Below are 15439 nucleotides of genomic sequence, written 5' to 3' on the forward strand. Positions count from 1 at the left end.
GAGCTGGCAAGCGTGGGTAGAGGCGGTGGCATGAGTGAATCGTGCAACCGCCTTATCGTGTCGCGCCGTGCCGTCCTGACGGCGGCCGCAATCGCCGCGCTCGCCTTTGCGCCGGCAGCGGCACCGGCGCAGAGCAGCGTCACCGTCATCGTCAACGGCCAAACCATGCAGTTCGACCAGCCGCCCATCGTTCGCAGCGGACGCGTTTTCGTTCCGTTGCGCGGCGTCTTCGAACAGCTGGGCGCCAGCGTCGTCTACGCTAACGGACAGATCAACGCCACCGGAAGCGGGCGCACCGTTTCGTTGAACATCGGATCGACGCAAGCAACGGTCGACGGGCAGCAGCAGATTCTCGACGTCGCACCGTTCCTCGTCGGCAGCCGCACGCTCGTACCGCTGCGTTTCATCGCGCAAGCGCTCGGGGCCGCGGTTGACTGGAACGACCAGACGTCGACGGTCACGATCACCGGCGGCGGCGGCAATCGCCCGCAGCAGCCCCCTCCGCCGCAAGGGCGCCCGATGGTGCTCTCGTATCAGTGGCCGACCGGAACGATCTACAACCACTATCCGCAGATTCGGTTCAGCCTCAACCGCCGCGTCGCGGACGGAAGCTATCGCGTTCTCGTCGACGGTAACGACGTTTCGTCGCGCGTCCAGTGGAACGGACAGTATTACTACGTCACCGTGCCGTTCTCGCTGCAGATGGGCAACCACCGCGTTCGCATCACCGGTCAGACGGCCGCAGGCGCCAACTTCAACCTTGGCTGGGACTTCAATCAAGGCTCCTACTAGGGGAGCGTAAAACGTCCAAGGCGTGATGCGTCGCGCTTTGGTTACCGGAGCGGCCGGCGGCCTTGCCGCCGGCGTCGCTTCCGCTTTAGCTCGTGACGGCTTCGAACGCGTCGCGATTACCTATCGCAACTCGCTACCGGATACCACCCTTGCGGCGATCCGGTCGGCGGGAGCCGAGGCGGCCGGCGCGCGAGTCGACTTTTCCGCCGGCGAGCGCGAGATCGAAGACGCACTCGCTTGCGTTGTCGCCGAGCACGGACCGTTCGACACGCTCGTGCACGCCGTGGGGCCGATCGTCATCAAACGTTTCTCAAAGCTCTCTACGACCGACTATCGGGAGGTATTCGACGGCAACGTGCGCAGCGCGATATTGGCGGCCGCAGCCGTGCTGCCCGCGATGCGTGAGATGCGGTTCGGCAGGATCGTCTACTTCGGATCGCTGGGCGCGAGCGAGACGCGGCCTTATCGAGGCTTCTCGTTCTACCAAGCGGCAAAGAGCGCGCTCGTCGCGTTCGCGCGCTGCTTGGCCGTCGAGGAAGCGCGGCACGGCATCACGGTCAACGTCGTCGTTCCAGGCGACATTCGGGATAAAACGCGCAGCCGCCAGGCCGCGCGCGAAGTCGAGGCGGTCAATCCGCTCGGCCGGGCAGGAAGCTATGAAGACATCGCCGATGCGGTGCGCTTTTTCGTTGCGTCCGAACGCGATTTTGTGACGGGAGCCGTTCTCGACGTCACCGGAGGGTTGACGCAAGCCGACGAGCGAAACGAACCCCGCTCATGATCCGACGTGACGACACTAGCGACCACCGCGCGTTTGCGCTTCCGGGGTCGCGGCCCCACTACGGACCCGACAAAGTCGTGGCCGTCGAGGCGATCGATTTGGATCTCAAGCCGGATCTGCAAAAAGAGCGGCTCGAAGGCGTTTGTACGACTACCGTTCGAGCGCTCGACGAAGACGTCAGCCGCCTCGTTCTCGATGCCGTCGATCTCGACATCGACTCCGTCGTGCGCGACGGGCGCCCCCAGCGGTTCGTACGGCGTAACGGCAAGCTCGAGATCGACCTAGATACGGCCATCCCCGCCGGCGATCGCGCGACGTTTTCCGTTACGTATGCCGCGAACAAGCCGCGTCACGGACTGTTCTTCGTGACGCCGACGTCCGCTCACCCGAAGAAAGTGCCGCACGCGTGGACGCAAAGTCAGGACGAAAACGCGCGCTACTGGTTTCCGTGCTTGGACTATCCGCACGAAAAACAGCGAACGACCACCACGATAACCGTTCCGAAGGGAACGTTCGCGCTCGGTAACGGCGCCCTAGTGGAGCGCAAGGACGACGGCGCCAACACGATCTTTCGCTATCGGCAAGACGTCCCGCACAGCACGTACCTGATGACGATGGTTGCGGGTCCGTTCGTCGAGGTCGCGCAAGGCACCGCGGGCGAAAGCGACACGCCGGTGTTCTATTACGTGCTGCCCGGACGCGAAGCCGACGGCGAGCGCGCGTTCGGCAAAACGCCGCGCATGGTCGAGGTGTACGAAAAGCGCACGGGCATGCCGTACCCGTACGCGCGCTACTCGCAGATCGCGGTCAGCGATTTCATCTTCGGCGGAATGGAGAATACGTCGGCGACGACGCAGACCGACCGAACGTTGCACGACGAAACCGCGCATTTGGATTTTTCGAGCGATCCGCTCGTGGCGCACGAGCTCGCGCACCAGTGGTTCGGCGACCTGCTGACCTGCCGGGACTGGTCGCACGCGTGGCTCAACGAAGGGTTTGCAACGTTCTTCGAGGCGATCTGGCGCGAGGCCGATCTGGGATACGAGGAATACCTTTATCATATCTTCGAGTGCGTCGAGGAATACCAGCGCGAGGACGCCGATCGTTATCGTCGCCCCATCGTCTGCAACACGTATCGCAGCCCGATTGAAATCTTCGACCGGCACCTGTACGAAAAAGGCGCCGCAGTATTACACATGCTGCGCGGCGACTTGGGCGACGCGCGGTTCTGGCGCGCGATCCGGCACTACGTGGAGCGCAACGCTCAGCGCAACGTCGAGACGATCGATTTCATTCGCGCGATCGAAGAAGCGACCGGGCGCAATATGCGCGCCTTCTTCGATCAGTGGGTCTTCCGCGGCGGCCACCCGGAGCTCCAGATCGCATACGTGTGGGACGCAAAGCGGAAGATTGCGATGGTTACGGTCGATCAGAAGCAGCCGATCGACGACGAACATCCGGCGTTTCGGTTCGACGTGGACGTGGCGTTCGCCGGCGAGTCGGAGCGCCGGATTCGGGCGACGATCGAACGCCAGCACGAAACGATTACCGTCCCGCTGGATTCCGAACCGAAGTTCGTACGCTTCGATCCGGGCGCGTTCGTTCTGTGCAGCGCGACGTACAAGGTCGGCGTCGATGCGGCCGCAGCTATCATGCGCAACGAGACCGACGTCGTTGCGCGCATACGCGCGGCGCGCGAGCTGGCAAAAGACGGCTCTCCGGCGGCGCGCGACGCATTGCGCGACGCCTTTGCCGGCGACACGTTTTGGGGCGTGCTGGTGCAGGCGGCTGCTGCAATCGGCGAGACCCGCGCACCGTGGGCGCGCGAGATGCTCGTCGAAGCGATCGGTCACGCGCACCCGAAGGTGCGCCGCGCGGTCGCGGCAGCTCTTGGAAACTTCCGGCACGCGGACGCGGCGTCGGCGTTGATCGGGCCGGCGAAGAGCGATGCGTCGTATTTCGTGCGGTCGGCGTCGCTGACGTCGCTCGGCAAGACGCGCGATCCTCGAGCGTTCGACGTGCTCGCGTCGGCCGTGCGCGAGACGACGTGGAACGGTACCGTCGAAGCCGGCGCGGTGCGCGGTCTCGCCGAACTGGCCGACGCGCGCGCCATGCCGTTGGTTCGAGACGCAGGCGCCGAGAATCGCGACGAAGGCATACGACGCGCCGCCGTTTGGGCAGTCGGACGAATCGGCGAGCTCGTCGAGTCCGAACGCACGCTGGCGGTTGAAGCGTTAGAGGAACGGCTCGACGACCGGATGTTCCTCGTGCAGCTCGGCGCGGTCGGCGCCGCCGAAACGCTCGGTGACGCACGTCTGCTGCCGGCACTCGATCGCTTGAGCCAATCGGCGTTCGACGGGCGCGTGCGCCGCGACGCCGCCGAGGCCGCCATTCGCATTCGCGAAGGTGCGAAAGTGCCGGCGCAAGTCACGGCCATGCGCACCGACATCGACGGGTTACGTGAAGAGCAGCGGAAACTTCAGGAGAAGATCGAGGCACTCTCGCGGACGTAAGCGCCGCGCTTTAGCCTTTCTGTTCCTCGTTGCGCTTGTCATTGGCGGCGTTGCCGTGTGGCATTCGGTTTCGGGGACGCGCTTTTCGGACATCGTGTCCGAAAAGCGCTCGGCCGGATTTTCCGCAGAGCAAGCTTTGAAGAAAACATCCTGTTTTGGCGGAAAATCCGGACGCCCCTCAACCGAATGCCCCACGGCAACGCCGTCGCCGGCTCCTTGGACGAACTCAGATCGGCTAAGACTTGCTAAGGAATTGAATTCTGCTTTTGGTCCGGCTATTGAAGGAGCGGATAGATGGAGTATGGCGGTGCTGGGGGCCGACGGGGTTACGATTTATGATAATCGTGCGTACGATTGGATTACGCCCGCGAGTGTATTGAAACTCATCGTGGCGGCGACGGCGCTCGATCAGCTCGGACCCGATCGGCGGTTTCACACGATCTTGGCGGCGGAGCACGGCATCGGCGAGGACGGAACGCTCGATGGAAATCTCTGGCTCGTCGGCTCGGGCGATCCGTCGTTTCGCAATACGGATCTGGCCGGCGGCGTCGGCACGCTCGCGCGAGCGGGACTGCGGCGCGTCACCGGCAGCGTCGCCGTCGATGCCGATGCGATGCATGGGCCCGAGCTCAACCCACATTGGGATCCATCCGATTTCGGAGAGGATTACGCCGCGCCGACCAGTGCGGTGTCGATCGACGGGGACACCGTCGAGTTCGACGTCGAGGGAACATCGCCGGGCGAACCGGCCGACGTGCGCGTCGATCCGCCGAGCGACTCCGTTTCTTTGCGCGGTGCGATTCGAACGACGAGTTCGGAGAGCGACGCGGACGTCGTAATCGCTCCCCAGGCGACGCCGAACACGTTTGCCGTGAGCGGATCGATCGCCGCCGGCGACCTGCAAAAGTATTGGCTGCCAATCAAAGGCGTGCCGGCATACGCCGGCGCCGTACTGGAGCGCTTGCTGCGCGATCGCAACGTTGCAACCGGCGCGCCTCCGGCGGTGGAACAGGCGCCTCTAGATACGATCGTGCTCTGGGATCATCGGTCGGCGCCGCTAAGGTCGTTGGAATCGCACATGCTGTTCCTATCGGATAACCATTATGCCGAGCAGCTGCTGGCCGCGGTTGGCGGCGAACGTGCCGGGATCTCGAACACTCGATCCGGTATTGCAACCGAACTGCGCTTTTTGAGCGAGCGCGGAATTCCGACTCCGGGGCTGCGCCTCGACGACGGCAGCGGTTTGGCGCCGGGCGATCGCATTGCCGCGATCACGCTTGCTCGCGTGCTCAGCGATGCCGAGGTGCGCGGCGGCGACCGTTCGCTCTATCTGTTGTTGCCGTTGGGCGGTCGTCAAGGCACCCTCAAAGAGTACGATTTTACGACTGCGCTCGGACGCGTTCGGGCCAAGAGCGGACATATCACGGGAGTGGCATCGCTGGCGGGCTACGTCAACACGCTGCATCACGGGCGGGTGGTCTTCGCGTTTTCGATCAACGGCTCGCCGGGAGACCCCGACGCCGCGATCGTTCGCGCCGTCAACCGGATCGTCGACTTCTGACAGGTTTCGGACGACAGCGAGAAGATAGAGACCGGAATGCTCGATGAATCGGTGTTGTCGCGGATTCTCGGCCGAGCGCTCAGCCGCGGCGGCGAGCTGGCCGACGTCTTTTGCGAGCGCCGGAGTTCGCTCGCGTACCGTCTTCAGGACGGTCACATTCACGACGGTTCGATCGGCGTCGCGCTCGGCGTCGGCGTGCGAGTCGTCACCGGCGAGTCGGCCGGTTATGCGTATTCCGACGATTTGAGCCTCGAGGCGCTCCTCGAAGCGGCCGACGCGGCATCGCTGATCGCACGCACGTCGGCCGGCGGCGGCGTACGCGCGACCTTGCCTGCCAACGCGTCTACGCCGCACGCGGCGTTCTATGACGGCGCGGGCGCAAACCACGTCGCTCAGGCGCAGTACGTCGCGTTGCTCGAGCGCGCCGACACGGCGGCAAGAACGTTCGATACCCGCGTGGTTGCCGTCAACGCGCACCTCACCAACGAGCTTCAAGAGGTTTGGATCGCGACTAGCGACGGACGCTTCGTGCACGATCGACGCCCGATGATCACCTTGGGCGTCCAGGTCGTCGCAAGCGATGGGAAGGAACGGGGCTCGGGTTACGCCGGAGACGGCGGCCGCACGTCGATTGCATTTTTCGACGCGCATTCGCCGGAGGAACTCGCGTCCGACGCAGCGCGCATTGCGGCGGTCAACGTCGAGGCACGTCCGGCGCCGGCGGGCGAAATGGAAATGATCGTCGGCGCCGGCGGCGGCGGCGTGCTGCTGCACGAGGCGGTCGGACACGGCCTCGAAAGCGACTTTAACCGGCGCGGTACGTCGCTCTACAGCGGCCGGGTCGGCGAACGCGTCGCGAGCGAACTCGTAACGATTTACGACGACGGAAACTTAGCCGAAGAACGCGGCAGCCTCAACGTCGACGACGAAGGTGTTCCCGGCCAGCACAAGATTCTCGTGGAGAACGGTATCCTGCGCGGTTACATGCAGGACGTACTCAACGCGCGCTTGATGGGCACGGCGTCGACCGGCAGCGGGCGCCGTCAATCGTTCCGGTTCGCGCCGCAGCCGCGCATGTGCAACACCTATATGCCCGCGGGACAGTCCGCCGTCGACGACATCGTCAGGTCGACCAAACGCGGCATCTACGCAAAGTCGTTTTCGGGTGGCCAGGTAGAGATCAGCAAGGGTGACTTCGTCTTTATGGTCGGCGAAGGCTACCTGGTTGAAAACGGTAAGATTACGGCGCCGCTGAAGAACGCGACGATCGTCGGCAACGGTCCCGACGCGATGACCAAAGTAGTGGCGGTCGGAAACGACAGCCGCCTCGCGCGCCGCCATTACACGTGCGGAAAGGGCGGCCAGTACGTTCCGGTCGGCGTGGGTATGCCCACGGTGAAGATCTCCTCGATTACCGTCGGCGGCACCTCGCATGGATGAAACGCGGGCGGTCGAGCTGGCGCAGCGCGCGGTCGAGTTCGGGCGTGCGGCCGGGGCCGACGAAGTCGAGGCAACCGTATCGGTTTCGCGGCGATTCCACGTCGAAGCGCGCGATGCAACCGTTTCCAAACTCGAACAGTCGACCGGAAAAACGCTGGGCGTGCGGATCTTTACCGGCGGCAGAAAAGCGTTGCTGGCAACCTCCGATCTTTCCGACGACGGTATGCGCGCGGCGCTCGCGCGCGCCGTCGAGCAGGCGCGCTTCGTGGCAGTCGATCGCTACGCGGGACTTCCGGAGCGCTTTGCCGGCGATGCGCCGGAGCTCGAGCTGTACGACCCCTCGATTTCTCAGCGGAAAGGCGACGGGCGCGTCGCCGAAGCGCTCGAGTTGGAACGGCTCATCCGTCGCAGCGATGCGCGCATCGTCAACTCGAGCGGTTCGCACTATAACGACGTCGTTTCAGTCACCGCGATTGCGAACTCGGCCGGCTTTGCCGCCGCCTACACGTCGACGCGCGCCGCGCGAGCCACCGGACCCGTCGCGCACGACGGCGACGTGAAACGCACGGCGCATTACGGCACGGCCGCACGTCACGTTGCGGAACTTGAATCGCTCGACGCCGTCGCGCGCATGGCGGCCGAGCGCGTAACGGCGCTCTTTGGTGCGAGAAAACCGCCGACGGGCGCCTACGCCGTCATCTTTGAGCGCGAAGTTGCCGCGAGCGTGCTCGACGACGTGTTCGCAGCGGCTTCGGCGGCCAACGTCGCCGTCGGAAATTCGTGGCTCGTCGGTCGCGTCGGCGATATGGTCGGCAGCGAGCACGTCACGATCGTCGACGATGGCCGCATGACCGGAAAGCTTGGAACGTCGCCGTTTGACGGCGAGGGAGTTGCGACCCAGCGAACGCCGGTCTTCGAGCGGGGCACGCTGCAAACGTTTCTGTACGACACGTATTACGCGCGCAAACTCGGTGCCGTCAGTACCGGGAACTCGACCGGTAACGGAGTCGGCACCGGTAACTTTTACCTGGAAGCGGGAACCGAGACCCTCGCGCAGTTGATAGCCGGGACCAAACGCGGGGTGCTCGTGCTCGATACCATCGGCTTTGCCACTGAGCACGCATCGGGCACCTACAGCCGCGGTGCCCGCGGCCTCTTCATCGAGAACGGGGAAGTGGCATATCCGGTCGACGAGTTCACGATCGCCGGAACGTACGGCCAAATTCTCGCCGGTATCGATGCGGTGGGCGCCGATCTGCGCTTCGACTCCTCGGTGGCCTCGCCGTCCTTCCGCGTAGCGGAAATGACGATCAGCGGGAACTAGGCGGACGCTGGTAAAGAATCGAGCATGGCGCTAGCTCGGATTCTGGTTATCGAGGACGACGAGGACGTCGCGCGCCTCGAGCAGACGGTGCTCGAGCGTGCAGGGTACGAGCTCAGGGTCACCGGCACCGGCGCCGAAGGCCTCGAACTCGCCGAATCCTACAAACCCGACGTCATCGTTTTGGACGTCGGACTTCCGGATATTTCGGGACTCGACGTATGCACGTCGCTTTCAAACTCGAACAACGCCTTCATCTTGATGGTGAGCGGTCATTCGCGCGAGCAGGACATTCTGTTGGGATTGGGCCTGGGTGCCGACGACTACATCACCAAACCGTTCTCCGGCAACGAGCTCGTCGCGCGCGTCGCGTCATTCTTACGCCGCCGGGAGAAGAGCGTGACGAAGCCGACGCCCGGCAACATGCTGAACTTGGGCACCGCGCAGCTCGATCGCGATTTTCATACGCTCTCGAACGACGGCACCGGCATCACCTTGACCGCGCTCGAGTTTCGGCTGCTGTGGTTCCTCGGCGAAGCCGAGGGACGATTGCTGACGCGCGCGCAAATTCTCGAACACGTGTGGAACGACACGTCCGGCGTGCCGACGCGCGTCGTCGACGTCCACGTTGCCGCACTGCGGAAAAAACTGGCAGAGGTCGACGCGCCGCTCGAAATCGCAAGCGTGCGTGGAATCGGTTATCGCCTCGATAAGAAGTGAGGTCTCCGGCGTCATAGAGTCGTTGCGGCTCGAACCCAACGACCCGCGGCCGCTGTACGTCCAACTCGCCGATCAGCTCGTCGAAGCGATCGAGAGCGAGCAAGTAAAACCGGGCGAACGCCTACCCGCAATGCGCGAGCTCGCTAGCTCGCTGGGATGCGCGCTCGTGACCGTATCTCAGGCTTACGAACTCCTCGCCGCCCGCGGACGCGTCGTATCGCGCGTGGGCAAAGGAACGTTCGTCGCTCCACCGCCCGATCTGCAAAGGCCGTTTGCACGGCGGTGGGAGCCCGACGCAGGACGTTTCGCGCGCGCCGCGCGGTTGGAAGGCGTAACGGAGCAGCTCACGCGCGCGACGACGCCCGGCGTTATCAATTTCGCGACGGGGCATCCCGCACCGGAAACGTTTCCGCTGCACGATTTCGGCCGCGCGTTCCATCGCACGCTGCTCGACGATCCGCCCGAGCTGATGCAATATCGCTCGTCGACGGGGGACCGCGATTTGTGCGAAACGCTCGCCGGCTTCTTGCGGCGGCGCGGCTGCGGCGCCGACGCGAGCGACGTGATCGTGTGCTCCGGCGCGCAGCAGGCCGCCGACATCGTTGCAACCGTGCTGCTCGACGAACGAGCGGTCGTCGCAAGCGAAAGCCCGACCTATTCAGGAACGCTGGGCGTCTTCGACGCGCGCGGGGTGACCTACGTCGAGGTGCGCAGCGACGACGACGGCGTGCGCACCGACGACGTCGAGCGCGTGTTCGCGGAATACCGCCCGCGGCTGTTTTACGTCAATCCGATCGCGCAGAATCCTACCGGCGCCGTGCTGCCGGCACGTCGCGCGAAGCAAATCGTGGCGCTGGCTCGCCGCTATGACGTCGTGGTTCTCGAGGATCAGACCGGCTGGGAGCAGACGTACGATGCGGCTGCGCCGGCACCGCTCGCGTCGCACGATACCGACGGCCGCGTCATCATGATGGAGAGTCTATCGAAGTCGATCTTTCCGGCGCTGCGCATCGGCTATCTCTATGCCAAGGGCAGTATCGCCGAAGCGCTCGAGGTGGCCAAGGCGCGCGCCGACGTCTTCACGTCGACGCTCACGCAGCGTGCGCTCTGGCGTTTTATGGACGGCCCCGCGTACGCGCGGCATTTGCGCTCCTCTCGCGCGCTCTATCGCGAACGCCGGGACGCCTTCCTCGAAGCGTTGGGTCAGGCGATTCCGTGGGCGCACGTGCGATCGCCGGCCGCCGGCGTCAACGTGTGGGTGCCGTTGCCCGCGCGGCTGTCGACGCAATCCGCATTCGATGCGTGCGCGCGCGAGGGCGTGCTCGTGATGCCCGCCGAGCCGTTCTATCCCACGCGCACCGGGCCGCCGGCGATCCGTTTGTCGTTCGGGCACTTGCGGGTAGAAGAAGCACGCGAGGGCGTCGCCCGTCTCGGCCGCGCGCTATCGCGTTTGTCACCCTGAGCTTGCCGGAGGCATATGTATCAGTTAGTCATCCAGTTTCCGCTGGCGCAGCCGATGCCGTATCCGGACGAGTTCGAAGCGCTGACTGCCCTGGAATCGCAGTTCATGGAGCTCGAAGGCGACGGTTTCGACGTCGACGGTCACGACATGGGATCGGGCGAGTTCAATATTTTCATTCTGACGACGAATCCTCGCGCGGCCTTCGGCACCGTCGAACCGTTTTTGCCGCACGACCGGGTGTGGCGCGTAGGTTTTCGCAGTACGGATTCGGATACTTACACGCCGCTGGCACCTCCCGGCCTCGGCAGCTTCGAGGTTAAGTAATGGACGAACGCATGCGCAGCACCGTATTGAGCGGTGCCAACAACATTCTCTCGCATCTGAGGACGGTCGACGCGTCGATCACCGCGACGCTCGGAATCATTCAAAAGCTCGACCGGGACGAACCGAAGCTCGCCGAGACGCTGCGCGCCCGTGGACTGGTTCAGGAGATGAGCGGGGTCGCGCACGCCATCGCCGATCTCGAAATCGCCACCGGCGATTTCTTCAAGAGTCTCGACGCCCTGACGTAACGCCGCACTGTCATCCTGAGCGTAGCGCCCAAAGGGCGCGAAGTCGAAGGGCAGGCGTATCGAAGCTCTAGCTTTTATCTGGTTCCTGAAACGCAACGATAGCAACCATCAAGCCGACGCAAACCGCGCCGGAAATCCAATATGGCCAAGGGTTACTTAGATTGTACCGGCCCGAAATTAGCAAGCCGAGACTGACGAAGGCCAGCAGCAGCATTATCGGCGCAGTCTGTGCACGCCGCTTTTCGAGGCGCAAGTACGCGCTGATCCGTGTCCAAAACGTTTCGTTGGGACCTTGGTTCATGAGGCGGACCGGCGCGTCGCGAGCGCTCGCTCTTCCAGGCGAATACGGTACGATAAAAGCGCTGCGTTGAGGATCGAGAAGATAATCGCGAGTTCGACGGCTCCAAACGCGAGCGGCAGAATGGCGATTTCGGAGCAGACGACGATGTAGTTAGGGTGGCGGAAGAAGCGATAAGGCCCGCGACGGACGACGGGCGCGCCAGGCACGGTAATGATGCGCGTCGTCCAATACGGACCCAGCGACGCGATCGTCCAGACGCGCAGCGGCTGCAACAAGACGTAGAGGCCGATCAGCCACCAGTTGGGTTGGGTGTACGGCGGAATGACGACGGCCATCGTAACGAGCCACGCCGCGTGCAGCAGCACGATGAGCGGATAGTGTGACGCGCCGATTTCGACGGCGCCATCTGCTAACAGACGTTCGGTGTTGCGTTGAGCGTATACGAGCTCGCCGACGCGCTGTAGCGCAACGAGCGCCAAAATCAGCCAAAGCCAACTCATTTTTCCAGTAGGGTGAAACCGGCGGTGAATCCGGGACCCAGAGCGCTCACGAGCGCGCGGTTCCAATGCGATGCGCCGTTGTTGAGCGCGCGTTCCAGCACGAACATCACGGTCGCCGCCGACATGTTGCCGTAGTCCCGCAGCACGTCGCGCGATTCGGTGAGCGTACCCGGGGAAAGCTCGTACGCGGATTCCAGTGCGTCGAGCACTTTGGCGCCCCCGGGATGACAGATGAACCGGTCGACGTCGCGCAAGGTCAAACCGCGATCGGCGAGAAAGGCGACCGCGACCTCGCGCAGCTCGTTCGTCACTAGGTCGGGAATGTCGCGCGAGAAGATGGCTTTGAAGCCTTCGGGCGTGACGTCCCAGCCCATCACGTCGAGACTTTCCGGCCACGTGTATTCGCCTTCACCGACTACTGCCGGGCCGTTCGATTCGGAACTCAGCAGCGTTGCAGCGGCGCCGTCGCCGAACAACGCGGTTGCAACGATGTTGCTCTTGGTGAAATCGTCGCGACGAAAGCAGAGCGCGCACAACTCGACGACCAGAAGTAAGACGAGCGAACCCGGGTGGCTGCGAGCCATCGTCGCGGCGCGCGCCAGACCGATCGTGCCCCCGCCGCAGCCCAATCCAAAGATCGGCAACCGCGAGATGGTCCGCCGCAGGCCCATGCGTTCCATCAGCAGCGCGTCTAAGCTGGGCGTCGCGATGCCGGTCGTCGACACGGCAACGATCGCGTCGATCTCTTCGGCAGCGCGGTTTGCCTGCTGCAGCGCCGACTGCGTCGCTTGCGTTAGCAAGTCGATCGCCGATTCGAGATAGATGCGATTGCGCTCGGGCCAATCGTGCAGCGACTCGTACCATTCGATCGGTACGCACGAATAGCGGCGTTCGATGCCGGTGTTGGCGAACAGGGGAATCAGCCGCGCGTATTCCTGAGATTTCGGACCCAACACGAGTTCGACGCGTCGCGTGACGTCGTTTTGGTCCAGCGAGTACGGCGGTACCGCCGTCGCGATCGCTTCAATGCGCGCCGGATTGTTTAGCATACGAGCGTACCTTTACGATTTCTCAGCAGGGTACCCGCGGCTCGCATTCGTATTGCCTTACCTCCCGTGTCGTTTAGATCGCTCGCAGCGGCCGCGTTGGCCGCCGTTTTGTTGGGTGCCGCCCACAAGCCGGCTCCATTGATCGTGTATACGGCCCCCGCCGGAGACCGGCCGGCGGGCGCGGATAACGTTCATCCGACTAACGCGATTCTTCCCAACGGCCGTATAGCGGCGCCTAGCGGAGCAAGCGTCTTTGTGGGCACGACCCCGCTGGGAATGGCCCTAACGCCCGACGGACGATACGTGGTGGTCACCAACGGCGACGACCGCACGGGCGGCCTCCCGATTCCCAATATCGAGCCTCCGCCGGCCATCGGCTATTCGCTGGCCGTCGTCGACGTTGCCACGATGGGCCTCGCCAGCGTCTATCGCGACGACGGGACGTTCTACATGGGTGTGGCGGCGGTCCGCGACCCGCGCGACCCCGGTCAGACGCTGGTCTTGGCCTCCGACGGGGGGGCGGGGGCCGTGCGCGTCTTCCGCCTCGATTCCGGCGGCGGGTTGACGCCCTCGGGGCAGCCGATCGCCCTTCCGGCCAACGCCCTGGGTCACGCCTTTCCGGCGGGCATCGCGATAGAGCCCAACGGGCGCTATGCCTACGTAGCAGACAACCTCGGGGCATCGGTCGATGTCATCGATCTGACCACGCGGACCGCCGTTCGCAGCTTGCCGGCCGGGAACGCCCCGTTCGACGTCGCTGCCGACGGCCGCCACGTGCTGACCAGCGCCGCGGGGCTGGCCGCATACCACGCGCTGGCGCAACCGCGCAACGCGCCCCAGTTCGCCGCGCCGTCGTTTGACGCCCAACGCTCGTCGGCGGTTTCGGTCGTCGATCTCGCCGGCACCGGCGACGTTGCCGGAGACCCTGCGGTCGTACGCATGGACGGGGCTCCGGACGGAACGCAGCTGGTGGGCGGTGCCGCTCCGGGATCGATCGTGATCGCTCCAGGAGGGCGCGAAGCGTATGTCTCGCTGTCGAACGTCGACCGCGTCGCAGTCGTTTCGCTGGAATCGCAGCCGCGCGTCGTGCGCGGTTTAGACCTACGGCTCTTCCCGGACGCGCCGTTCGGCGCTCAGCCTTCCGGCGAAGCGCTTAGTCGCGACGGCAAACGCCTCTACGTCGCCCTCGCAGGACTCAACGCCGTTGCCGTGCTCGACGCGCGGATGCCGACGCGGTATCGCTTTGGATTGATTCCGACGGCGTGGTACCCAACGGCGCTCGCGATGTCCGCCGACGGCCGCTACTTGTTCGTGTTGAGCACGAAAGGCGTCGACGGCTTCGGTGTTCTTCAGCGCATCGATCTCAAGCACACGTCGCTGGTGAAGACTACGCTCGACACGCTGCGTTTCAACCGGACTCCGCAGGTGGCGAAGTTCAATGCCGTCGTCCCTCCGCTGCGCTCGAACAAGCGAAGCACGGCGATCGATCACATCGTGTACGTGTCGGTGGGAACCCAGACGTACGACGCGGTCCTGGGCGATCTCAAGAACGCCGGCGGCCAACCGCACGGTAACGGCTCCGAGTCCTACACCACGTCGCCCGAGAACGTCACGCCGAACGTGCACGCACTGGCACGCGAATACGCGTTGGCCGACAACTTTTACGCTCCCGACGACAACGCCGACGCCGCAACGGCGTTTGCGCTGGGCGGCCAGCCAACGCTCGTAACGGAGCTGACGACGCCGGTAGAAGCGATTCGCGCCGGCGTGGGCGGCCACGGAGAGGATCCCGTGGATTACGGACGCGGCGGCTATCTATTCAACGCGATGGCGCGCGCCGGATTGTCGTTTCGCGACTACGGCGGCTTACTGCGTTTAGCGGGATACAGCGACGGCGCGTATCATCTCGACGTTCCGGGCCTTGCGGGATTGGCGAACAACGTCGATCTCGATTACAGCGGCTGGAATCCGCGCGTCGACGACGCACATCGCGCCGCAGAGTTCGAGCGCGACATGCAGCGCTACGTCGCGGCCGACGCCGAGCCGGCCTTCACCTACGTGTGGCTTCCCACCGGTCCGTCGCAAGGCGGCGTTGCCGGAGCCGATCGCGCGCTCGGCGCGATCGTCGACTACCTCTCGCATACGCCGCACTGGAGCTCGACGGCGGTTTTCGTGGTGCCCGACGCGGCCACCGAAGGTACCGACCACGTGAACCGGCTGCGCAGTTACGCACTGGTCGTTTCGCCGCTGGCGCGACGCGGCTACGTAGGACACGCGCATTTGAGCGTGCCGAGCGTCGTCAAGACCGAGGAGGAGATCCTTGGCCTGCCGCCGCTGAGCCTGAGCGATCTGCTGGCGACGGATATGGCCGATTTCTTCGTCGATGCGCCCGCGCCGGAGCCGTACCAGGCGCTGCACTAGTCACTC

At 64.5% G+C, this 15439-nt stretch carries 13 protein-coding genes; 11 read left to right on the top strand and 2 right to left on the bottom strand.

Annotated features, from left to right (window positions below; all coding sequences use genetic code 11):
• The first annotated feature begins 30 nt into the window (after positions 1–30).
• The 10 genes from VGG89_14910 to VGG89_14955 all read left to right on the top strand — a co-directional run bounded on the left by VGG89_14910 (position 31) and on the right by VGG89_14955 (position 11162).
• Positions 31–792, top strand: coding sequence for a copper amine oxidase N-terminal domain-containing protein (locus tag VGG89_14910; protein ID HEY1977840.1), 762 nt, complete (start codon positions 31–33; stop codon positions 790–792).
• Positions 793–817: 25 nt separating this feature from the next.
• On the top strand, positions 818–1573 hold the full coding sequence (locus VGG89_14915) for an SDR family oxidoreductase (GenBank protein ID HEY1977841.1): 756 nt from the start codon (positions 818–820) through the stop codon (positions 1571–1573).
• Complete coding sequence (locus tag VGG89_14920; GenBank protein HEY1977842.1) at positions 1570–4086, top strand: M1 family aminopeptidase; 2517 nt, start codon at positions 1570–1572, stop codon at positions 4084–4086. Before VGG89_14915 ends, VGG89_14920 begins: the two co-directional genes overlap by 4 nt.
• Positions 4087–4180: 94 nt before the next feature.
• Positions 4181–5647 (top strand): D-alanyl-D-alanine carboxypeptidase/D-alanyl-D-alanine-endopeptidase, encoded by a 1467-nt coding sequence (dacB, locus tag VGG89_14925; GenBank protein ID HEY1977843.1) that lies wholly within the window; start codon positions 4181–4183, stop codon positions 5645–5647.
• A 36-nt stretch (positions 5648–5683) separates the two neighbouring features.
• Positions 5684–7087 (top strand): metallopeptidase TldD-related protein, encoded by a 1404-nt coding sequence (locus tag VGG89_14930; GenBank protein HEY1977844.1) that lies wholly within the window; start codon positions 5684–5686, stop codon positions 7085–7087.
• Entirely contained in the window at positions 7080–8411 is a 1332-nt protein-coding gene (locus tag VGG89_14935) for a TldD/PmbA family protein (protein HEY1977845.1), read from the top strand. Before VGG89_14930 ends, VGG89_14935 begins: the two co-directional genes overlap by 8 nt.
• A 24-nt stretch (positions 8412–8435) precedes the next feature.
• Positions 8436–9128 (top strand): response regulator transcription factor, encoded by a 693-nt coding sequence (locus VGG89_14940; protein HEY1977846.1) that lies wholly within the window; start codon positions 8436–8438, stop codon positions 9126–9128.
• The gene (locus VGG89_14945; protein ID HEY1977847.1) at positions 9097–10590 is read left to right on the top strand and encodes a PLP-dependent aminotransferase family protein; all 1494 of its coding nucleotides are present in this window, start codon (positions 9097–9099) and stop codon (positions 10588–10590) included. Before VGG89_14940 ends, VGG89_14945 begins: the two co-directional genes overlap by 32 nt.
• A 15-nt stretch (positions 10591–10605) precedes the next feature.
• Entirely contained in the window at positions 10606–10914 is a 309-nt protein-coding gene (locus tag VGG89_14950) for a hypothetical protein (GenBank protein HEY1977848.1), read from the top strand.
• Positions 10914–11162: a hypothetical protein gene (locus VGG89_14955; protein ID HEY1977849.1), complete on the top strand. Its 249-nt coding sequence runs from the start codon at positions 10914–10916 to the stop codon at positions 11160–11162. Before VGG89_14950 ends, VGG89_14955 begins: the two co-directional genes overlap by 1 nt.
• A gap of 297 nt (positions 11163–11459) precedes the next feature.
• On the opposite strand, the gene VGG89_14960 is transcribed toward VGG89_14955, so the two are convergent.
• Both VGG89_14960 and VGG89_14965 read right to left on the bottom strand, forming a co-directional pair.
• The gene (locus tag VGG89_14960; GenBank protein HEY1977850.1) at positions 11460–11963 is read right to left on the bottom strand and encodes an isoprenylcysteine carboxylmethyltransferase family protein; all 504 of its coding nucleotides are present in this window, start codon (positions 11961–11963) and stop codon (positions 11460–11462) included.
• Complete coding sequence (locus VGG89_14965) at positions 11960–13012, bottom strand: 3-oxoacyl-[acyl-carrier-protein] synthase III C-terminal domain-containing protein (protein ID HEY1977851.1); 1053 nt, start codon at positions 13010–13012, stop codon at positions 11960–11962. Before VGG89_14965 ends, VGG89_14960 begins: the two co-directional genes overlap by 4 nt.
• Positions 13013–13078: 66 nt before the next feature.
• Here VGG89_14965 and VGG89_14970 point away from each other — a divergent pair, with 66 nt between their 5' ends.
• Positions 13079–15433: a bifunctional YncE family protein/alkaline phosphatase family protein gene (locus VGG89_14970; GenBank protein HEY1977852.1), complete on the top strand. Its 2355-nt coding sequence runs from the start codon at positions 13079–13081 to the stop codon at positions 15431–15433.
• Positions 15434–15439: the final 6 nt, after the last annotated feature.

The organism is Candidatus Baltobacteraceae bacterium (assembly GCA_036488875.1).
Lineage (GTDB): Bacteria > Vulcanimicrobiota > Vulcanimicrobiia > Vulcanimicrobiales > Vulcanimicrobiaceae > JAFAHZ01.

Bases quoted from the DNA above. Each gene is read 5' to 3' on its own strand.
- VGG89_14910 (HEY1977840.1), top strand. From the start codon at position 31: ATGAGTGAATCGTGCAACCGCCTTATCGTGTCGCGCCGTGCCGTCCTG.
- VGG89_14915 (HEY1977841.1), top strand. From the start codon at position 818: ATGCGTCGCGCTTTGGTTACCGGAGCGGCCGGCGGCCTTGCCGCCGGC.
- VGG89_14920 (HEY1977842.1), top strand. From the start codon at position 1,570: ATGATCCGACGTGACGACACTAGCGACCACCGCGCGTTTGCGCTTCCG.
- VGG89_14930 (HEY1977844.1), top strand. From the start codon at position 5,684: ATGCTCGATGAATCGGTGTTGTCGCGGATTCTCGGCCGAGCGCTCAGC.
- VGG89_14935 (HEY1977845.1), top strand. From the start codon at position 7,080: ATGGATGAAACGCGGGCGGTCGAGCTGGCGCAGCGCGCGGTCGAGTTC.
- VGG89_14940 (HEY1977846.1), top strand. From the start codon at position 8,436: ATGGCGCTAGCTCGGATTCTGGTTATCGAGGACGACGAGGACGTCGCG.
- VGG89_14950 (HEY1977848.1), top strand. From the start codon at position 10,606: ATGTATCAGTTAGTCATCCAGTTTCCGCTGGCGCAGCCGATGCCGTAT.
- VGG89_14955 (HEY1977849.1), top strand. From the start codon at position 10,914: ATGGACGAACGCATGCGCAGCACCGTATTGAGCGGTGCCAACAACATT.
- VGG89_14960 (HEY1977850.1), bottom strand. From the start codon at position 11,963: ATGAGTTGGCTTTGGCTGATTTTGGCGCTCGTTGCGCTACAGCGCGTC.
- VGG89_14965 (HEY1977851.1), bottom strand. From the start codon at position 13,012: ATGCTAAACAATCCGGCGCGCATTGAAGCGATCGCGACGGCGGTACCG.